The sequence below is a fragment of the Aquipseudomonas ullengensis genome (genome assembly GCF_014174475.1).
Classification (GTDB): Bacteria; Pseudomonadota; Gammaproteobacteria; order Pseudomonadales; family Pseudomonadaceae; genus Aquipseudomonas; species Aquipseudomonas ullengensis.
This window is the reverse complement of the sequence record NZ_JACJUD010000001.1, coordinates 594,866-614,886: the sequence shown is the minus strand read 5'-3', so window position 1 is coordinate 614,886 and position 20,021 is coordinate 594,866. Positions and strand designations below refer to the sequence as shown.

At 65.9% G+C, this 20,021-nt stretch carries 19 protein-coding genes; 13 read left to right on the top strand and 6 right to left on the bottom strand.

Annotated elements, in window-relative coordinates; all coding sequences use genetic code 11:
• Positions 1-128 precede the first annotated feature (128 nt).
• Positions 129-1,319: a methionine adenosyltransferase gene (gene metK, locus H3H51_RS02665; protein WP_183087465.1), complete on the bottom strand. Its 1,191-nt coding sequence runs from the start codon at positions 1,317-1,319 to the stop codon at positions 129-131.
• A 13-nt stretch (positions 1,320-1,332) separates the two neighbouring features.
• Positions 1,333-2,328 (bottom strand): ArsR/SmtB family transcription factor, encoded by a 996-nt coding sequence (locus tag H3H51_RS02660; RefSeq protein ID WP_183087464.1) that lies wholly within the window; start codon positions 2,326-2,328, stop codon positions 1,333-1,335.
• A 243-nt stretch (positions 2,329-2,571) separates the two neighbouring features.
• On the opposite strand from H3H51_RS02660, the gene tkt reads away from it, so the two are divergent.
• The 10 genes from tkt (at position 2,572) to H3H51_RS02610 (ending at position 12,524) form a co-directional block, all read left to right on the top strand.
• Positions 2,572-4,572, top strand: coding sequence for a transketolase (tkt, locus tag H3H51_RS02655; RefSeq protein ID WP_183087463.1), 2,001 nt, complete (start codon positions 2,572-2,574; stop codon positions 4,570-4,572).
• 108 nt (positions 4,573-4,680) lie between these two features.
• Positions 4,681-5,763 carry an erythrose-4-phosphate dehydrogenase gene (gene epd / locus H3H51_RS02650; protein WP_183087462.1) on the top strand — a complete coding sequence of 361 codons (1,083 nt, stop codon included), beginning with the start codon at positions 4,681-4,683 and terminating at the stop codon, positions 5,761-5,763.
• Between the two features lie 2 nt (positions 5,764-5,765).
• The gene (locus tag H3H51_RS02645) at positions 5,766-6,926 is read left to right on the top strand and encodes a phosphoglycerate kinase (protein ID WP_183087461.1); all 1,161 of its coding nucleotides are present in this window, start codon (positions 5,766-5,768) and stop codon (positions 6,924-6,926) included.
• A gap of 67 nt (positions 6,927-6,993) precedes the next feature.
• Positions 6,994-7,191, top strand: a complete 198-nt coding sequence (locus tag H3H51_RS02640; protein WP_183087460.1) for a hypothetical protein — start codon at positions 6,994-6,996, stop codon at positions 7,189-7,191.
• A 19-nt stretch (positions 7,192-7,210) separates the two neighbouring features.
• Positions 7,211-7,528, top strand: a complete 318-nt coding sequence (locus H3H51_RS02635) for an MliC family protein (RefSeq protein ID WP_183087459.1) — start codon at positions 7,211-7,213, stop codon at positions 7,526-7,528.
• 165 nt (positions 7,529-7,693) lie between these two features.
• Positions 7,694-8,758: a class II fructose-bisphosphate aldolase gene (fba, locus tag H3H51_RS02630; RefSeq protein WP_183087458.1), complete on the top strand. Its 1,065-nt coding sequence runs from the start codon at positions 7,694-7,696 to the stop codon at positions 8,756-8,758.
• Positions 8,759-8,930: 172 nt separating this feature from the next.
• Positions 8,931-9,395: a putative periplasmic lipoprotein gene (locus tag H3H51_RS02625; protein WP_183087457.1), complete on the top strand. Its 465-nt coding sequence runs from the start codon at positions 8,931-8,933 to the stop codon at positions 9,393-9,395.
• Between the two features lie 81 nt (positions 9,396-9,476).
• On the top strand, positions 9,477-9,968 hold the full coding sequence (locus H3H51_RS02620) for a M48 metallopeptidase family protein (protein WP_183087456.1): 492 nt from the start codon (positions 9,477-9,479) through the stop codon (positions 9,966-9,968).
• Positions 9,969-10,264: 296 nt separating this feature from the next.
• Entirely contained in the window at positions 10,265-11,320 is a 1,056-nt protein-coding gene (locus H3H51_RS02615) for a cyclic nucleotide-binding domain-containing protein (RefSeq protein ID WP_183087455.1), read from the top strand.
• Positions 11,321-11,777: 457 nt separating this feature from the next.
• The gene (locus tag H3H51_RS02610; protein WP_183087454.1) at positions 11,778-12,524 is read left to right on the top strand and encodes a substrate-binding periplasmic protein; all 747 of its coding nucleotides are present in this window, start codon (positions 11,778-11,780) and stop codon (positions 12,522-12,524) included.
• Between the two features lie 37 nt (positions 12,525-12,561).
• On the opposite strand, the gene H3H51_RS02605 is transcribed toward H3H51_RS02610, so the two are convergent.
• Both H3H51_RS02605 and H3H51_RS02600 read right to left on the bottom strand, forming a co-directional pair.
• Positions 12,562-13,032, bottom strand: coding sequence for a GreA/GreB family elongation factor (locus H3H51_RS02605; RefSeq protein WP_183087453.1), 471 nt, complete (start codon positions 13,030-13,032; stop codon positions 12,562-12,564).
• Positions 13,029-13,496 carry a GNAT family N-acetyltransferase gene (locus H3H51_RS02600; protein WP_183087452.1) on the bottom strand — a complete coding sequence of 156 codons (468 nt, stop codon included), beginning with the start codon at positions 13,494-13,496 and terminating at the stop codon, positions 13,029-13,031. Before H3H51_RS02600 ends, H3H51_RS02605 begins: the two co-directional genes overlap by 4 nt.
• 132 nt (positions 13,497-13,628) lie before the next feature.
• Between H3H51_RS02600 and H3H51_RS02595 the strand changes: the two genes are divergently transcribed.
• The 3 genes from H3H51_RS02595 (at position 13,629) to H3H51_RS02585 (ending at position 16,329) form a co-directional block, all read left to right on the top strand.
• Positions 13,629-14,489 (top strand): HDOD domain-containing protein, encoded by an 861-nt coding sequence (locus H3H51_RS02595; RefSeq protein WP_328803611.1) that lies wholly within the window; start codon positions 13,629-13,631, stop codon positions 14,487-14,489.
• Positions 14,464-15,384: a type 2 periplasmic-binding domain-containing protein gene (locus tag H3H51_RS02590; protein ID WP_183087451.1), complete on the top strand. Its 921-nt coding sequence runs from the start codon at positions 14,464-14,466 to the stop codon at positions 15,382-15,384. The genes H3H51_RS02595 and H3H51_RS02590 overlap by 26 nt, the downstream gene beginning before the upstream one ends.
• Positions 15,385-15,462: 78 nt before the next feature.
• Positions 15,463-16,329 carry a type 1 glutamine amidotransferase domain-containing protein gene (locus H3H51_RS02585; RefSeq protein WP_183087450.1) on the top strand — a complete coding sequence of 289 codons (867 nt, stop codon included), beginning with the start codon at positions 15,463-15,465 and terminating at the stop codon, positions 16,327-16,329.
• 132 nt (positions 16,330-16,461) lie between these two features.
• Here H3H51_RS02585 and H3H51_RS02580 read toward each other — a convergent pair whose 3' ends face one another.
• On the bottom strand, positions 16,462-17,646 hold the full coding sequence (locus H3H51_RS02580) for a BaiN/RdsA family NAD(P)/FAD-dependent oxidoreductase (protein WP_183087449.1): 1,185 nt from the start codon (positions 17,644-17,646) through the stop codon (positions 16,462-16,464).
• A 120-nt stretch (positions 17,647-17,766) separates the two neighbouring features.
• Positions 17,767-19,950: a YccS family putative transporter gene (yccS, locus tag H3H51_RS02575; protein WP_183087448.1), complete on the bottom strand. Its 2,184-nt coding sequence runs from the start codon at positions 19,948-19,950 to the stop codon at positions 17,767-17,769.
• Positions 19,951-20,021: the final 71 nt, after the last annotated feature.

The window sequence follows — 20,021 nt, the reverse complement described above, 5'->3', positions numbered from 1 at the left end:
GCCCTGTAGCCATCCTGCTGATCGCCACGTAGGGCGGGTGAAACCCGCGTGATCCAGTCGCGGGTTTCACCCGCCCTACCAACAAAAAGCCCCGCACTAGGCGGGGCTTTTTGCATTCCTGGGAGACCTTACAGACCGGCGGCAGCGCGCAGGTCGGCGACCTTGTCGGTCTTCTCCCAGGTGAAGGTGGTGAAGCTGTCGTTGCCGACGGTCTTCTGCACCGGCGTGCGGCCGAAGTGGCCGTAGGCTGCGGTTTCCTGGTACATCGGGTGCAGCAGGTCGAGCATCTTGGTGATGGCGTATGGACGCAGGTCGAACACTTCACGCACCAGCTTGATGATCTTGTCTTCGGCAATCTTGTGGGTGCCGAAGGTGTTGATCGAGATCGAGGTCGGCAGGGCCACGCCGATGGCGTAGGAAACCTGGATCTCGCAGCGGTCGGCCAGGCCGGCGGCCACGATATTCTTCGCCACGTAACGACCGGCGTAGGCCGCCGAGCGGTCAACCTTGGATGGATCCTTGCCGGAGAACGCGCCGCCGCCGTGACGGGCCATGCCGCCGTAGCTGTCGACGATGATCTTGCGCCCGGTCAGACCGCAGTCGCCCACCGGGCCGCCGATCACGAAGTTGCCGGTCGGGTTGATGTGGTACTGGGTGCCTTTGTGCAGCAGCTCGGCTGGCAGAGCGTGCTTGATGATCAGCTCCATCACGCCTTCGCGCAGGTCGGCCAGCGAGACTTCCGGGTTGTGCTGGGTGGACAGCACCACGGCGTCGATGCCGACCACCTTGCCATTCTCGTACTGGCAGGTGACCTGGCTCTTGGCGTCCGGGCGCAGCCACGGCAGCAGGCCGGACTTGCGTGCTTCGGCCTGACGCTGCACCAGCTGGTGGGAGAAGGTGATCGGCGCCGGCATCAGCACCTCGGTTTCGTTGCTGGCGTAGCCGAACATCAGGCCCTGGTCGCCAGCGCCCTGGTCTTCCGGCTTGGCGCGGTCGACACCCTGGTTGATGTCCGGGGACTGCTTGCCAATGATGTTCATCACGCCGCAGGTGGCGCCGTCGAAGCCGACGTCGGAGCTGGTGTAGCCGATGTCGCAGATGACGTCGCGGACGATCTGCTCGAGGTCGACCCAGGCGCTGGTGGTGACTTCACCGGCGACGATGGCAACGCCGGTCTTGACCAGGGTTTCCACGGCCACGCGGGCGTGTTTGTCCTGGGCGATGATGGCGTCGAGGACGGCATCGGAAATCTGGTCGGCGATCTTGTCCGGATGGCCTTCGGACACGGATTCGGAGGTAAACAGGGAGTATTCGCTCATTTCAAAATCCTATTCATTCCTGAGTTTGCTTCGCATCCGGCTTGGCGAAGTGCCGTACCTGAATCTGAAAGCCGTTCTTGAGGCCCACATAGAGGCTCTCGCCGGGCGTGAGCCCCGCGGCATCGGCCCAGCGGGCCAAATCTTCCTGCTCGAAGCCCAACCAGAGATCGCCGCAGGCCGTCCTGGCCCAACTCTGGTCGTGGCTGCATAACTCGGTGACCAGCAGGCTGCCGCTCGGTTTGACCAGGCGTGCCAGCTGTTTCAGCGCTTCGGCCGGGGCGGCGAAATGGTGCAGAACCATGTTCACCACCACGCAGTCGGCGGCGCCAATCTCGTCGTTCAGGGCATCGGCGAGCAGCAGCTCGACGTTGTCCAGTTGTTCTTCGTCGCAACGCTGGCGGGCTAGTTCGAGCATCGCCGTGCTGTTGTCCAGGGCGGTGACCTGGGCAAAACGCCGTGCCAGCTCGGGCAGAAAACCACCGTCGCCGGGGCCAACCTCCAGTGCCGTGCTGCCGGCGGCAAAGCCCAGCGCATCGAGCAGGGCCAGCACGCTGTCGCGGTACTGCGGCAGGCCGGCGATCAGGTCCTGTTGGGCCTGGAACTTGTCCGCCGTCTTGGCGAAGAAGTCGCGGCTGGCGGCGGCGCGTTGCGCATGCACGGCGGCGATACGTGCCTCGACTTCGACCGGCAGCTGCAGCTCGTCGACTTCCGCCAGCAATGCGCCGTGCAGGGTGCCGCCGAGCAATTCGCTGTGGGGCAGGGCGCGGCGATAGAAAATCGCGTTGCCTTCGCGGCGCGTGGCCACCAGGCCGGCCTGGGCCAGCACCTTGAGGTGGTGGCTGATGCCGGACTGGCCGATGGCAAAGATCTGCGCCAGTTCCAGCACGCCGAACGAGTCGTTGGCCAGCGCGCGCAGCACGTTCAGGCGCAGCGGATCACCGCCGGCCTTGCACAGGGCGGCCAGTTCATCGGCTGGCTCGAAGCGGAGTTGGGGCACGCGCATATTCATAAGGGCCGCAGTCTAGTCGGTCATTTTTCATCCAGCAATATCAATATCAAAAAGTTTTGATATTGAATGGCGGGGCATCGATGGGCGCCATTTCGGGCGGATAGGAGGGGCTTTGCTCGGCTCTGGGCGAGTTGGCGCGCAGCTTTCGTCGATCTTTCATTGCCCCGCAGCGCCTGGCTGGGCGAAAATGCCCGCCTTTTTCGCCCCCTTCGTTTCAGAAGCAGCCCCGCAGGAGATTCAGCGATGCCCAGCCGTCGTGAGCGTGCCAATGCCATTCGTGCCCTCAGCATGGATGCCGTGCAGAAAGCCAACAGCGGCCACCCGGGTGCCCCCATGGGCATGGCGGACATCGCCGAAGTACTGTGGCGCGACTACCTGCAGCACAACCCGAGCAACCCGAACTGGGCCGACCGCGACCGCTTCGTGCTGTCCAACGGCCACGGCTCGATGCTGATCTACTCGCTGCTGCACCTGACCGGCTACGACCTGGGCATCGACGACCTCAAGCAGTTCCGCCAACTGCACAGCCGCACCCCGGGCCACCCGGAATACGGCTACACCCCGGGCGTCGAGACCACCACCGGCCCGCTGGGCCAGGGCATCGCCAACGCCGTCGGCTTCGCCATCGCGGAAAAAGTGCTGGGCGCGCAGTTCAACCGCGACAGCCACCAGGTGGTCGACCACTACACCTACGCCTTCCTCGGCGACGGCTGCATGATGGAAGGCATCAGCCATGAAGTCTGCTCGCTGGCCGGCACCCTGGGCCTGGGCAAGCTGATCGCCTTCTACGACGACAACGGCATCTCCATCGACGGCGAAGTCCACGGCTGGTTCACCGACGACACCCCGGCGCGCTTCGAAGCCTACGGCTGGCAGGTGATCCGCAACGTCGACGGGCATGACGCCGAAGAGATCAAGATCGCCATCGAGACCGCGCGCAAATCCAGCGACCGTCCGACCCTGATCTGCTGCAAGACCGTGATTGGCTTCGGTTCGCCGAACAAGGGCGGCAAGGAAGAGTGCCACGGCGCCCCGCTGGGCAATGACGAGATCGCCGCCACCCGCGCCCAGCTCGGCTGGAGCCACGGCCCGTTCGAAGTGCCGGCCGACATCTACGCCGAGTGGGACGCCAAGGAAGCCGGCGCCGCCCGCGAAGCCGCGTGGAACGACAAGTTTGCCGCCTACGCCGCTGCTCATCCCGAGTTGGCCAGCGAGTTCAAGCGCCGCATCAGCGGTGAGCTGCCAGCTGACTTCGCCGAAAAGGCCGCCGCCTACATCAAGGACGTCGCCGAGAAGGGCGAAACCATCGCCAGCCGCAAGGCCAGCCAGAACGCGCTGAACGCCTTCGGCCCGCTGCTGCCGGAATTTCTCGGCGGCTCCGCTGACCTGGCCGGCTCCAACCTGACCCTGTGGAAAGGTTGCCAGGGCGTTTCTGCGGAAGACGCATCCGGTAACTACCTGTTCTACGGCGTGCGCGAGTTCGGCATGAGCGCAATCATGAACGGCGTGGCCCTGCACGGTGGTTTCATCCCCTACGGCGCGACCTTCCTGATCTTCATGGAATACGCCCGTAACGCCGTGCGCATGGCTTCGCTGATGAAGCAGCGCGTGCTGTTCGTGTTCACCCACGACTCCATCGGCCTCGGCGAAGACGGCCCGACCCACCAGCCGATCGAGCAGCTGGCCAGCCTGCGCGGCACGCCGAACCTCGACACCTGGCGCCCGGCCGACGCGGTGGAGTCCGCAGTGGCCTGGAAATACGCCATCGAGCGCGCCGACGGCCCGTCCGCGCTGATCTTCAGCCGCCAGAACCTGCCGCACCAGGCGCGTTCCGCCCAGCAGCTGGCCGATGTCGCCCGCGGCGGCTATGTGCTCAAGGACTGCGCCGGCGAGCCGGAACTGATCCTGATCGCCACCGGTTCGGAAATCGGCCTGGCCGTGCAGGCCTTCGACACGCTCAGCGCGCAAGGCCGCAAGGTGCGCGTGGTGTCGATGCCGTCGACCAGCGTGTTCGACCAGCAGGACGCCGGCTACAAGCAGGACGTGCTGCCGCTGCAAGTCAGCGCGCGGATCGCCATCGAGGCCTCCCATGCGGACTACTGGTACAAGTACGTCGGCCTGGAAGGGCGCATCATCGGCATGACCACCTTCGGTGAGTCCGCCCCGGCCCCGGCGCTGTTCGAGGAGTTCGGCTTCACTGTCGAGAACATCCTGGAAACCGCCGAAGAGCTGCTGGACGCCTAAGTGCCGTGCGGTGGATGGCTGCGGCCATCCACCCTACGTGTCTTCACCCTTGCGTAGGGTGGAAAACCCGCGAAGCGGTTTCCCACCTTCCAGACCGACGAAGAATCCATGGCCAAACGCCCCTATAAAGTCGCCCTCAACGGATACGGCCGTATCGGTCGTTGCGTGCTGCGCGCCTTGCATGAGCGGGGCGCGGCGGCGGGTTTCGAGATCGTCGCGCTGAACGACCTGGCCGATCAGGCCAGCATCGAATACCTGACCCGTTTCGACTCCACCCACGGCCGCTTCCCCGGCGAAGTGCGGGTCGACGGTGATTGCCTGCATATCAATGGCAACTGCGTGAAGGTACTGCGCCAGAGCACGCCGGAAGCCATCGACTGGGCTGCGCTGGAGATCGACCTGGTACTGGAATGCTCCGGCCAGTACACCAGCCGCGCCGACGGCGAGCGTTTCCTGGCAGCCGGCGCACCGCGCGTGCTGTTCTCCCAGCCGATGGCCAGCGAGGCGGATATCGACGCCACGGTGGTCTACGGGGTCAACCAGGATTGCCTGAGCGGCACCGAGCTGCTGGTGTCGAACGCCTCCTGCACCACCAACTGCGGGGTGCCGCTGCTCAAGCTGCTCAACGAAGCGGTGGGCCTGGAGTACGCCTCGATCACCACCATTCACTCGGCGATGAACGACCAGCCGGTGATCGATGCCTACCACCACGAAGACCTGCGCCGCACGCGTTCGGCCTTCCAGTCGGTCATCCCGGTGTCGACCGGCTTGGCGCGCGGGATAGAGCGCCTGCTGCCGGAACTTGTCGGGCGCATCCAGGCCAAAGCCATTCGCGTGCCGACGGTCAACGTGTCCTGCCTGGATATCACCTTGCAGACCGCCCGCGACACCTCGGCCGACGAGATCAACCGGGTGCTGCGCGAGGCCGCCGAACGTGGCCCGCTCAAAGGCCTGCTGGCGTACACCGAGCTGCCCCACGCCAGCTGCGATTTCAACCACGACGCCCATTCGGCGATTGTCGACGGCAGCCAGACCCGCGTGTCCGGCCCACGGCTGGTCAATTTGTTGGCCTGGTTCGACAATGAGTGGGGTTTTGCCAACCGGATGCTCGACGTTGCCGAGCATTTCCTCGACGTTTCTGCCTGTTCCACCGAACAGAAAGCCACCAACCAGCCCCTTGTGAAGGACTGACCATGACCGTTCTGAAGATGACCGACCTCGACCTCGCCGGTAAGCGCGTGCTGATCCGCGAAGACCTCAACGTGCCAGTGAAGGACGGTGTGGTGAAGAGCGACGCGCGCATCCTCGCTTCCCTGCCGACCATCAAGCTGGCCCTGGAAAAGGGCGCGGCGGTCATGGTCTGCTCGCACCTGGGTCGCCCGACCGAAGGCGAATTCAGCGCCGAGAACAGCCTGGCGCCAGTCGCCGCCTACCTGAGCAAGGCGCTCGGCCGCGACGTGCCGCTGGTCGCCGATTACCTCGGCGGTGTCGACGTGCAGCCAGGCCAGGTCGTGCTGTTCGAGAACGTGCGTTTCAACAGCGGTGAGAAGAAGAACGCCGACGCGCTGGCCCAACAGTACGCCGCCCTGTGCGACGTATTCGTGATGGACGCCTTCGGCACCGCCCACCGTGCCGAGGGTTCGACCCACGGCGTGGCCAAGTTCGCCAAGGTCGCTGCTGCCGGCCCGCTGCTGGCCGCCGAGCTGGACGCCCTGGGCAAGGCCCTGGGTAACCCGGCCAAGCCGATGGCGGCGATCGTCGCCGGCTCCAAGGTGTCGACCAAGCTCGACGTGCTCAACAGCCTGAGCCAGATCTGCGACCAGCTGATCGTCGGCGGCGGCATCGCCAACACCTTCCTCGCTGCCGCCGGTTTCCCGGTCGGCAAGTCGCTGTACGAGGCCGACCTGATCGACACCGCCAAAGCCATCGCGGCCAAGGTCAGCGTGCCGCTGCCGGTCGACGTGGTGGTGGCCAAGGCCTTCGCCGAAGACGCCGGAGCCACCGTCAAGCTGGTGGCCGACGTCGCCGAAGACGACATGATCCTCGACATTGGCCCGCAAACTGCTGCGCAGTTCGCCGAGCTGCTGAAGTCGTCCAAGACCATTCTGTGGAACGGCCCGGTCGGTGTGTTCGAGTTCGATCAGTTCGGCAACGGCACCAAGGTCCTGGCCCAGGCCATCGCCGAAAGCCCGGCGTTCTCCATCGCCGGTGGCGGTGACACCCTGGCGGCCATCGACAAATACGGCGTGGGCGAGCAGATCAGCTATATCTCCACCGGTGGCGGTGCGTTCCTCGAGTTCGTCGAGGGCAAGGTACTGCCGGCCGTGGCCGTGCTGGAGCAGCGCGCCAAGTAACGCCCGGGCTAAACCATGCCCGCTCCCCGTGGTCTGCTGCACAGGGCCCGGAAAAAGGAGTGGAACCATGCGAAGCCTGTTGATGGTGATAGTGCTAGGCGCCGGTATTGCCGGCTGTGCGGGCGATGCGTCACGTTCGAGCACCTGTGAGGTGCTCAGCCCGCCGCAGATCATTCTGCCGACCACGCAGGACGATCAGCGGGTGGAGACGCAGAGCAGCGGTGATCCGACCGAAGGCGGCAGTGCGCAACAGAACTGTCCCTGAGTCTGACAAGGAGTGGGCAATGCGAGGCATGTTGATGCTGGTCGCTGCCGGTTTGCTTGGCGCGTGCGCCACCCAGCCGGCGCCGAGTGACGAATGGACGCGCTGGGTCTGCGACAGCCAGACCGAAGTGCTGTGGCGGTTTGCCGACAGCAGCCGTGAAGAGATCGACCTGCGTCTGGGCGGCGGCGATATCGTCCACCGCCTCAAACTGGAGCCTGCGGGCTCCGGTGCGCTGTACAGCGACGGTTTGCTGGCCTTCCATACCAAGGGTGAGGAAGGGCTGGTCTACCGGGTGGCCGGCAACGACCTGATTGGTCGTGGCTGCAAGGCGCCGTAGACAGAATTGATGGCGGGCTCGCAGGCCCGCCAGGCTTTACCCCCGCGCTGTTGAAGCGCGGGGCGGGATAAGGGCAGACCCCTTTATCCCCTGGAACTTGAACACGGCCCGCCCCTGCGGCAGGCTGGCAACGATTAACGATCCTTTCCGGGAGACAGGAAAACCATGGCACTGATCAGCATGCGTCAGATGCTGGACCACGCCGCCGAGTTCGGCTACGGCGTCCCAGCCTTCAACGTCAACAACCTCGAGCAGATGCGCGCCATCATGGAAGCGGCCGACAAGACCGATTCCCCGGTGATCGTCCAGGCTTCCGCCGGTGCACGCAAATACGCCGGCGCCCCCTTCCTGCGCCACCTGATACTGGCGGCGATCGAAGAATTCCCGCACATCCCGGTGTGCATGCACCAGGACCACGGCACCAGCCCTGACGTCTGCCAGCGCTCGATCCAGCTGGGCTTCAGCTCGGTGATGATGGACGGCTCGCTGAAAGAAGACGGCAAGACCCCGGCCGACTACGACTACAACGTGCGCGTCACCCAGCAGACCGTTGCCTTCGCCCACGCCTGCGGCGTGTCGGTTGAAGGTGAGCTGGGTTGCCTGGGCAGCCTGGAAACCGGCATGGCCGGCGAAGAAGACGGCGTTGGCGCCGAAGGCGTGCTGGATCACAGCCAGATGCTGACCGATCCGGAAGAAGCCGCTGACTTCGTCCAGCGCACCCAGGTCGATGCTCTGGCCATCGCCATCGGCACCAGCCACGGCGCGTACAAGTTCACCAAGCCGCCGACCGGGGACATCCTCGCCATCGACCGCATCAAGGAAATCCACAAGCGCATCCCCAACACCCACCTGGTGATGCACGGTTCTTCCTCGGTACCGCAAGACTGGCTGGCAATCATCAACCAGTACGGCGGCGACATTAAGGAAACCTACGGCGTGCCGGTCGAGGAAATCGTCGAAGGCATCAAGTACGGCGTGCGCAAGGTCAATATCGACACCGACCTGCGCCTGGCGTCCACCGGCGCCATGCGTCGCCTGATGGCCACCAACCCGAGCGAGTTCGACCCGCGCAAGTTCTTCGGCGCCACCGTGACCGCGATGCGCGACATCTGCATCGCCCGCTACGAAGCCTTCGGCACCGCCGGCAATGCCTCCAAGATCAAACCGATCTCTCTGGAAGGCATGTTCCAGCGCTACGCCAAAGGTGAGCTGGCCGCCAAGGTCAACTAAGCCGCCAGGCTTTGCGCTATACCGAGAGCCCCGCCATGCGGGGCTCTTGCGTATCTGGAGTACAGATTCTCGGGCTTGCCCATGTAGGAGCGAGCTCTGCTCGCGAAGCTTTTACGTTGCCGGTTTCGCGAGCAGAGCTCGCTCCTACAAAAGCCATGCTGGAGTGCACACCATGAAGTCGCTCATTGCCACGCTTGGCGCCGTTCTGTTGCTGGCCGCGTGCGCGCAGCAGCCGGTGGTTATTGCGCCCGCCGTCGAGTCGCCTGTTGCGCGGGTGGTCGATGGCGATCCGCAGCACTGCAGCAGCCAGGCCGAGTGCACCACCAAGACTTCGCGCACCTTGCTGTTCGTCTTCGACTACGCGGCCGCTGGCGGGGCCCTGGTGCAACGCCAGCAGCGCTGGTTGTTCACCCCGGCGGACGCGCCGCAGGGGGAGTGGCCGGCGATCCGCATCCAACTGGCCGAGCCGCTGGCAGGGCACTTCACCTTCAGCGCCGAGTGCCAGGCGCAGAGCTGCCGTTACAGCGCCGCGGAGTTGCTGCGCGTCTACCGCAGCTACCTGGCGGGGGAGGCCTGTTCGTTGCAGTTGGCGAGCGCGGTACATGGCTGTCGCCTGGCCGAAGACACTGCGCGTTGAGAAACAGCCGCCTGGCCCCTGCGGTTTAGCCAGGTGCCGTGCACAGGGTAAACTGGCGCTCCGTTTCGCCAGTGTCGCCGCATGAACCCGCTCAAATACCTCCAGGCCTACGCGCCGCATCTGCAGGATCAGGTCCGCCAGATGATTGCCGACGACCGCCTCGGCGACTACCTGGCCAAGCGCTACCCGACGCGCCATCAGGTGCAGAGCGACAAGGCCCTGTATGCCTACACCCAGGCACTCAAGCAGGAACACCTGCGCAGCGCACCGGCCATCGACAAGGTGCTCTACGACAATCGCCTCGACCTCACCCATCGCGCGCTTGGCCTGCACACGGCGGTGTCACGGGTGCAGGGTGGCAAGCTCAAGGCGAAGAAGGAGATCCGCGTGGCCGCGCTGTTTCGCGAGGCCGCACCGGAATTCCTCAATATGATCGTGGTGCACGAGCTGGCGCACCTGAAAGAGAACGACCACAACAAGGCCTTCTACAAACTCTGCGAGTACATGCTGCCGGACTACCACCAGCTGGAATTCGACCTGCGCCTGTACCTGACCTGGCGTGATCTGGCCTAGGCGGCTCACGTAGGGCGGGTGCAACCCGCGTCGCAGGCCTCGCGGGTTTCACCCGCCCTACGGCTTCTGTTCCGCCGGTCTGCTGAGCAATAACTGCTCAATCCTGCCCAGGGGCCGCTGCCATTGGCCTGTAGGCAGTCATCCCCGTGTTATCCACAGACTCATCCCCGGCCTTTGTGCACAACCTTGAGCGAACCGACCAGCGAGCATGCCTGTCCCACCCACAGGGACTAGGTTATCTACAGGCTCACCCGTCGGGCAGTTGGCCCCGCCCGACCCACTCTGGAGGCCGCGTCATGAGCAGCACCGCGCTCACGCCCGAGCAACTGAGCAGCTTCAGCCCGATGGACTTCCTCACCCCGGCCTACCGGGAGCAGTTGCACGCCAGCCTGAAATACCTCTCGCACCCGGCCGGCACCCAGGTGCTGCTCAAGGGCGAGCGCTCGCTGGCGCAGTACTACCTGCTCAGCGGCAAGGTGGCGGTGGACGCCGGCCATGCCCGGCAGACCTTCGAGGGTGGTTCAGGGCAGGCGCACATGCCCCTCAACGGCAGCCAGCCGAACCCGGCCACGGTCAAGGCGCTGACCGACGTGCAGCTGTTTGCCGTCGAGCACCAGTTGCTCGAGCGCCTGCTCGGCTGGAGCCAGGATGCCGCCTATCAGGTCAACAGCCTGGGCGGCGGCATGCTCGAAGAGCAGCACGACAACGACGAGGACTGGCTGGCGCGGCTGCTCGGCTCGCCGTTGTTCGGTCGTCTCGCGCCGTCGCACCTGCATGCGCTGCTGGCGCGCTTCGAGTATTTGCCGGTCGAGGCCGGGCAGGCGGTGGTGCAGTACGGCGAGCCCGGCGAGCACTTCTATGTGATCAAGCGGGGGCGGGCGCGCATCAGCCTGCCGCAGGCCTACCGCGAGCAACCCACGCAGATTCTCGAAAGCGGCGACTTCTTCGGCGAGGAGGCGCTGGTCAGCGGCGCGGTGCGTTCGGCCAGCGTGATCATGCTCGAAGACGGCGAGCTGGCGCGCCTGCAGCGCGAGCTGTTCGTCGAGCTGGTGCGGCCCACGCTGATTCCGCGCATGAGCCAGCAGGAACTGGAACAGCGCATGCAGGCGGGGCCGCACAAACATCTGCTGCTGGATGTGCGCCTGGCCCTGGAGTACCGCGTGGCGCACCTGCCGGAGAGTCTCAACCTGCCGGTGGCCAACCTGCGCACCCATGCCGACAGCCTCGACCGCGCCACCTGCTACGTGGTCACCCCGGAAGGCGGCATCCGCAGCGAGCTGGCGGTGCATCTGCTCAACCAGCTGGGGTTCGATGCCTACCTGCTGGACGAGGGTTCCGCCGAGGCGGCCTGAGAACCTGTCCACGATCTCCTTTCCGTCGGCCATGCCGCGTTAAAAACAGGCTCGGCAAGCCGCTTGCGGCTAACGCGCTTCAGTGCGGCCCGAAGGGCGAGTGAAACGAGTCATGCTCATTTACAGGCCGTAAACTGCGCTTCCTCACCGCTTTGACCAGCCGGAGGCTGTTACTGGCGTAGCGCCTTGTCTGGCCCTAGTCAAGAAGATCGTGAACAGGCTCTGAGAGGCTGTCTACGCATGGCCCATTGGTGGAAAACGCTGCGCGGTTTTCCACCCTACGCTCAGTGGCTGGAACGGTAGGGTGGATAACGCTCTGCTTATCCGCCATGCCAGCGGCACCGATTGGCCTTGGGCGAGAGGCTGAGCGGGTTTGGGCGCTGTTTACCGACGCCGCTGCACGCAGTCTGGGCTAGGCTGAACACTTCCCCGCTGCCCCTTGCCGAGAAATCAACGCATGCGTTCCACGCTGCTGGCCGGTCTGCTGCTCCTGTTGTGCTGCACGCCCCTCCAGGCACGCGAATGGCTGGTGGTCGGCACCTCGTTTCCGCAGGTCTTCGAGCGCAGTGACACGGGGCAGTTCAGCGGCCTGGCGCCCGAGCTGTTGCGGCAGATGAGCGCTGAACTGGGCGTCAGCCTGCGCTTCGAACTCTACCCCTGGGCCCGTGCCCAGCGCATGGTCGAGCAGGGCCAGGCGGATATCCTCATCGGCCCCTATCGCACCCCCGAGCGCGAAGCACTCTTCGCCTTCGCCGCCGAACCTTTCTACCAGGACCGCATCGTCTTCTACGTCCGCAATGGAAAGGGGCCGAGTTGGGATGGCAGCTTTGCCAGCCTGCAGCCGCACCGCATTGCCGTGATTCGCGGCTGGACCTACGGCGCCCGCTTCGAAGCCGCGCGCCCACAGATGCAACTGGATACCGTGGAAAGCGTGCCCAACGGCTTGCGCATGCTGATGGCCGGGCGTATCGAGCTGCTGGCGACCAACCATCGCAACACCCAGCCGCACCTCGCCGCACTGCAACTGGAGAACCAGATCACCGAACTGCAGCCGCAGATCGACGTGCAGCAGGGCTACTTCGCCTTCCCCCGCGATGCCGAGCATGACGAGTTGCGCGAGGAGTTCGACCAGGTGTTTCGTCGCTTCGTCGCCCGTGGCGAACTGGCGCGCCTGGCGGGGCGGTTAGGGGTGAGCGTGCCCTGATCCGGTAGGAGCGCCACAACCCGGTCGTCTGCGCGCATCACTGCGCCCGCAGAATCTCCCAGCGCTCCTTGCCGGCACTCACCTCATCGCCCACGCCGAGACCCAGCAGTTGCTGGCCCAGCGGCGCGCGTGGGGTGATCAGCATGATTTCGCCGTCGTCCGCCGGCAGCTTGAGGCCGGCGCCATCGGGGCCGAGCAGCAGGCACTGGCGACGACCGTCGGCAGTCTGCAACCACACCCGCGTACCGAGCTGGATGCCCAACTCCTCGTCGAACTCGCGCAGTGGCAGGTTGCGCCAGGCCGCCAGCGCCTGGCGGATTTCCTCCACCCGCCGCGACTGCCCTGCCGCCAGGTAAGAAGCCTCCAGGCCACGGGTGTCGTACTTGTTCTCGGCCTTGCTTTCCTCGTTGGTCGCCGCCTGGTGGGAGGCTTCTGCCGCGCGGATGAGCAGCGCCAGGTCGGCCTCCAGGCGTTCGCAAACCAACTGCTGGAGTTGCTGCCGGTTCATCGGGCGGCTTGTGCGGCGCGGCGCATGCCGATATGCGGGATGTCGTCTTCCAGGTACACCTCGGTGCTGGGCGTGAAGCCGTAACGGCCGTAATAGCCCTGCAGGTGCGCCTGGGCCGACAGGTACACCGGCAGCCCCGGCCAACGCTCGGCGCAGGCCAGCAAAGCGCGCTCCATCAGCTCATGGCCGAGGCCGGTGCCGCGCGCCTCGGGGGCGATGACCACGCGGCCGATCACCACATCGCCGCCCTGCGTCGACGGGTCGAGCAGGCGCAGGTAGGCCACCAGCGTGTCGCCCTGGTAAGCCAGCAGGTGGCAGGTATCGGCGCTCAGGTCCTGGCCATCCACATCCAGGTAGGGGCAGTTCTGCTCGACCACGAACACCCGGCTGCGCAGGGCGAGCAGGGCGTAAAGTTCGTGCAGGGTGAGGTCGGTGTGGTGTTTGTGAATCCAGATAAGGGGCATGGCGGCGTCTGACGGTGGGCTGGGGCAAGGCGCCCAGTCTAACAGGCGCCCCTTCGGCACTTAACAACTCGAGCTCGTCGGCCTTCCTTGCCGGTCAGCGCCTCCTACACTGCATGTGGGGTTTGGAGGTGTGTGTTGGGCAGTGAGTCGTCCGAGTATTCGATCTACCGGCGGGTGGTGTCGCAGCTGATGAATGGCGAGGAGCAGTTGCCGAGCCTGCCGATGCTGACCCTGGATATCCGCCGGGCGTTGGCCAATGACGCCGTGCAGGTGCCGGCACTGGTGCGCCTGGTCGGACGTGACCCAGCATTGTCGGCGTTGCTGATGAAGCATGCGTCCTGCGCCATCTATCGCCACCCCGTGCCGCCCAAGACCCTGCAGGATGTGATCAACCTGCTGGGCATGCGCGAGGTGGACCGCATCACCATGGTCCACAGCATCAAGAGCCTGTTCACCCTGCACAGCCCGGCGCACAAGCGCCTGTTCATGGAGGTGTGGCAGCGGCTGACGCTCAAGGCCAGCACCTGCGCCATGCTTGCCCGCCTGCTCGGCCACGTGGCGCCGGAGCATGCGCTGCTGGCCAGCTTGCTCAGCGAGGTGGGCACCCTGGCGGTGCTGTCGGCGTTTCGCGACGAGGCGGCGATTCCTTCCGGCGAGCTGTATTACAAGCTGTGCCGCGAGTACAGCAAGTCGCTCGGGGTGATCGTGCTGAAGAAGTGGTCGGTGGACGACGAGTACATCGAGGTGATTCGCAACACCGGCAACTGGGCCTACCACGCGCTGCGCGAGCTGGAGCTGATCGATCTGGTCAATCTGGCGCTCTACCACTCGGTCAAGGAGCGCAATGCCGATGCCGACCTGCCGCCGCTGTACGAGCTGGCGGCCTACCACAAGCTGCTGCCGCCGCTGAACTTCATCGCCGCACAGGGCGAACTGGAGTTGGTGGTGAAGCACCGGGCGGATATCCATGCGATTGCTGCGACCCTGCGCTGAGCCCGGCAGGACTGCCGGCCCTTATCCCCGTTGCCTGGCTGTGCTGCTGGCGCTGTGCCTGTGGGCGGCGCCCGCGCTGGCGGAGGAAACCTGGGTGGTCACGGTGGCGGAGCTGCCGGGGCTGGCGAATGCCAATGGCAGCGGGCCGCTGGTGGATGTGGTGCAGGCGCTGGGGCGCGAGATGCCGGGCGTGCGCCTGCAGATACGCAGCGTGCCATTCGCCCGCGGGCTGTTGCTGGTGCAGCAGGGACGGGCCGATCTGCATCTGCCCTTCCTGCATCACCTGGCGCCGCCGCCTAGCCTGCGTTATGGCAGCGAGCGGTTGGGGCAGGCGCGCTTCGCCTTGTACAGCCGGCGCAATCAGCCGCTGAGCCGTGCCGAGGTGCTCGACCCGCGCTGGCAACTGACTCCCGAGCGCCTGGCGGCCAGTGGCTTGAGCCCGGCGCAGCAGAGCCGTCTGGGCTCGTTGCTGGGCAATAGCTGGCGGCTTGAACAGTTGCAAGCGCTGGTCGGTCCGCAGGCTGGGCTGCCGGCGCTGGCGTATCCCTATCAGGTCGAGACGGATCGCGCCCATGTGCCGTTGCTGGGTTTTCCCGCGTTGCCCGGCAACAGTGTGCACAACAGCCTGGAGAAACTGATGCGCGGGCGCATTCAGGGCTACGTGCTGGCGGCATTGGATGTGGAGCCCGCGATCGACAAGCTGGGCTTGCGCGGGCAGCTGCGCGCGGTGCTGTTTGACGATTACCCGACCACCTGGCTGGTGGCGGATACCGCGCAGGGCGCGTTGGTCGACCAGCAGTTCAGCGCGGCGCTGCGACGGCTCAAGGCGCGGGGTGAATACGATCGGCTGGCGCCGGTCTTTATCGAGCAGATGCAGTGGCAGCCGTGGCCTTGAGGGTTGGCGCCCGTGGCTGGTTGCTTCGGCGGCGGAGCTGCTAAGGTCGGCGCTCCCGAGAATGCCCGAGGCTCCGCCATGCCCGCACCCTGCATCGTCATCCCCTTGCCGCGCCGTGACTTCGACCCGAGCGAGGCGGCGCTGAGCTGGCAGCTGTTGCGCCAGGCGGGCCTGCGTGTGTGCTTCGCCACCCCGGATGGCCAGCCGGCCGAGCCGGACCCGCTGATGCTCAGCGGTGAAGGGCTGGATGTCTGGGGGTTGGTGCCCGGCCTGCGTCGGCTGCGCCTGGTCGGTCTGTTGCTGCGTGCCCGTGCCGATGCGCGTGCAGCCTGCGCGGCGATGCTGGCCGACCCCGATTACCGTCAGCCGCTGCGCCATGAACGCCTGCGCGTAGAAGACTTCGCCGGGCTGATGCTGCCCGGTGGGCACCATGCGCGGGGCATGCGCGAATACCTGGAAAGCCCGACCCTGCAGGCTTTCGTCGCGGACTTCTTCGCCAGTGGCAAGCCGGTGGCGGCGGTCTGCCATGGCGTGGTGCTGGCGGCGCGCAGCAAGGGCGCCGATGGCCGCTCGGTGCTGTACGGGCGCAAGACCACCGGGCTGACCTGGAAGATGGAAAAGACCGCCTGGGACCTGACCCGCTTCTTCGCCCGCTGGTGGGACCGCGACTACTACCGCACCTACCTGGAGGCGCCGGGTGAGCCGGTGGGGCACATGAGCGTGCAGGCCGAAGTCAGCCGCGCCCTGGCCAGCCCGGAAGATTTCCTCGATGTACCGAAAGGCGCCGAGGACTTCTGGCGCAAGACCAGCGGCCTGCACCGCGACACGGCGGATGACCTGCGCCCGGCCTGGGTGGTGGGCGATGGTAACTATGTGTCGGCGCGCTGGCCGGGTGACATGCACGGGCTGATGGCGCGGTTTATCGGGTTGCTCAAGCAGGCGTAGATTGCGGTTGAGCGGGGCACGACCCCCTCACCCCGGCCCTCTCCCCAAGGGGGCGAGGGAGGAAATCAGCGTAGGGCGGGTGAAACCCGCGTAACGGTTAGTGCGGGTTGCACCCGCTCTACTTAGCCTGCCTTAGACGAACTGCGCGGCGGCGCTGGCCGAGGCCCAGGCCCACTGGAAGTTGAAGCCGCCCAGATGGCCGGTGACGTCCAGCACTTCGCCGATGAAGTACAGCCCCGGTGATTTCAGCGACTCCATGGTCTTCGATGACACCTCGCGGGTGTCGACGCCGCCGAGAGTGACTTCGGCAGTGCGGTAGCCCTCGGTGCCGGCCGGGATCAGCGTCCACTCGGCCAGGCGCTCGATCACCGCATTCAGCTCGCTCGGGGTGTACTGTTTGAGCGGCTTGGAGACGAACCATTGCTCGGCCAGCAGGTTGGCCATCTTCTTGGTGAACAGCTCGCCGAGCACGGTCTTCAGCTCGCTGTTGGGGCGTTCGCGCTGCTGCTCGGCCAGCCACTCGGGCAGGTCGAGGTGCGGCAGCAGGTTGATCTGCACGCTGTCGCCCGGCTGCCAGTAGGAGGAGATCTGCAGGATCGCGGGGCCGCTGAGGCCACGGTGGGTGAACAGGATGTTCTCCTTGAAGCTCTGCCCGTTGCAGCTCACCACGCAGTCTTCCACCGAGGTGCCGGACAGCTCGGTGCACAGCTCTTTCAGCTGCGGGTCGGTGATGGTGAAGGGCACCAGGCCGGCGCGGGTCGGCAGCAGTTCGTGGCCGAACTGGCGCGCCACCTGGTAGCCGAAACCGGTGGCGCCGAGGGTGGGGATGGACAGGCCGCCGGTGGCGATCACCAGTGATTCGCAGTCGAAGCTGCCGGCGCTGGTGCTCAGGCGATAGCCGCTGTCGGTCTTGGCGATCTGCTCGATCTTGGTGTCCAGGCGCAGGTCGACGCCGGCCTCGTCGCACTCGGCCAGCAGCAGGTTGAGGATGTCACTGGACTTGTTGTCGCAGAACAGCTGGCCGAGCTTTTTCTCGTGGTACGGCACGCCATGCTTGGCTACCAGGCCGATGAAATCCCACTGGGTGTAGCGCGCGAGGGCCGACTTGCAGAAGTGCGCGTTGCCGGAGAGGAAGTTGCCCGGCTCGCTGTACATGTTGGTGAAGTTGCAGCGCCCGCCGCCGGACATGAGGATCTTCTTGCCCGCCTTGTTGGCGTGGTCGAGCAGCAGCACCTGGCGCCCGCGTGCAGCGGCTTGGGCCGCGCACATCAGGCCGGCGGCGCCAGCGCCAATGATGATGACCGGGAAGAAGGACACGGCAGAACCTCGGATAAGTCGCAAAGGCGCGCATTCTAGCGGAAAGCGCCGGCGGGCTTGCAGGCGGTCGTCGGGCGAGGTCGTGGGACGGGCTACGTGGCTGTTGCAGGGCCTGCGAGGTCAGGCTGCCTTGGCCGCTTCCGGCTGTTTCTGCAGGTGCGCCACCAGGGTGCGTAGCGGGGCGAGCTGACGGCAGATCAGGCCGAGTTGCACCTGCACCAGGCGGTGGCCCTCGTCCATCTCGTCCGGCAATTGCTCCAGCTCCTCGGCCAGGCTCTGGTCGGCGTCGTCGTGCACGGCCACCGGCAGGTTGTTTTGCAGGCTGGCGGCGATGCTGTCTAGGGTGGTGCTGATATGCGCTGCGGCGCGCTCGTGCAGGGCGTCGCTGGCGTCGTCGGCCAGGCTCTCGCGGTGCGCGCCGAGGCCGGACAGGTAGCTGAGCAAAGTGTGCGAGAGCACCAGGAAGCGGAACCCGGTCTCGGCATCCTTACGGAAGTGGCCGGGCTCCATCAGCATGTTGGACAGGGTGGTCGACAGCGCCGCATCGGCGTTGTGCGCGTTGCGCCGGGCCAGGCGGTAGCTCAAGTCGTCACGCGCGCCGGATTCGTACTGCTGCATGATTTGCAGCAGGTAGCGGCTGTTGCAGCTCAGGGTGTTGGCCAGCACCTGGTTGAGCTTGCGCCCCTGCCAGTCCGGCAGGATGAAGAACACCGCCAGGCCGGCGATCAGGGTGCCGAACGCGGTATCCACCAGGCGCGGCCAGAACAGCGCGTAGGCATCACTGACCTGGTTGAAGCAGAGCATCACCACCAGGGTCATGGCGGTGGTGGCCAGGGTGTAACGGTCGACCCGGTTGATGAAGAAGGTCACCCCGGCGACCACGGCGAACAGCGACTGCAGCAGCGGATCGGGGAACAGGCTGATCAGCGCCCAACCCAGCACCAGGCCGAGTACCGTGCCGCCGACCCGCTGCACCAGGCGCAGGCGCGTGGCGCCGTAGCTGGGGCGGCAGACGAACAGGGTGGTGAGCAGAATCCAGTAGCCCTGCTGCGGGTGGACCCAGTGCAGCAGGCAGTAGCCGGCGGCCAGGGCGATGGACAGGCGCACGGCATGGCGGAACACCAGCGAGGTCGGCGAAATATGCTGGCGCAGGCGCTCGAAGGCGTCCTTGAGATTCTGCGGCGAGCGGTCGAGCAGGGCGCTGTCCTGTTCGTCGGCGAGGGCGTCGGGGTTGCTGGCGCTGGCCAGCTTGCGCTCCAGGGTTCCCAGGTTGCCGGCCAGGGCTGCCAATGAACGCAGCAGGCGGCGCCAGGCCGGATTGTTCTGCTCGCGCAGGTAGGTCACGGAGGCGTCGAGGTCGGCCATGGCCTGGCTGTTGTCGTTGTAGTCGAACGGCTGGCGCATGCGGATGGCCCGGCCCAGTGCCTGGCAGGCCTTGCCCTGCTGGCTGAGCAGGCGGCCGCAGCGGAACATCACGTCGCTGTGGAAAAACGCCTCGGCCAGCGAGTTGTAGGGGTAGTGCGAGGAACTGGCACGCTCGTGGATGTCCTGGGCGATGAAGTACAGCTTGAGGTAGCGGTTGGTCTTCTGCCCGCTGCGCTTGCGGCTCATGCGGTTGAGAATGATCTCCTTGGCCATGTTCAGCGCGCTGACCACCCGGCCGTTCTGCTGGGCCAGCAGCAGGCGCTTGCCTTCCACGTCGAGCTGGCGCAGCGGCTCGAACAGCGAGGCCTTGAGGCGCAGGTAGGCGCCGAGTTCGACGAACACCCGCGCCAGTGCCTGCTGTACCGGCTGCTGGCTGAACAGCGCGCTCCAGATCACCCCCAGCAGGCCGTACCAGGCTGCGCCGGAGATCAGCAGCAACGGTTCCTGCCAGAAGCTGCCAAGGCTGCCGCCACGGTGTTCCAGGCCGATGGCCGTGTAGATCGCCAGGATCAGCGTGGCCTGGGCCACCGCCGCATAGCGCTCGCCAATGCCGCCGAGCAGGGTCATGGCGAAGGCCGCCACGGCCAGGCCGATGCCGAACAGCCAGGGGAGGGGGAACAGCAGTTGTACCGCGCAGGCGGTGGCGGCGAAGCAGGCGACGGTGACGAGCAGGGCCTGCAGGCGGCCGCGCCAATGGTCGTCGCTCTCGGCCAGGGCACTGGCGATGCAGCCGAGGAACAGCGGGATGACGAAGGCGATGCGGTCCAGGTACCAGCACAGCGCCATCGACCCGGCGAGGGCGATGAACACGCGGATACCGTAGGTGAACTTCTCGCGCGCCCACAGGCGCCGCAGGGTGTGGCTTAGCGAAGATGACATGGGCGAAAGACTAGCCGCCAGGCAGGAAAGTTGGACAAGTGTGCCGCAGAAGACGGCGCAATGGCCGGCCA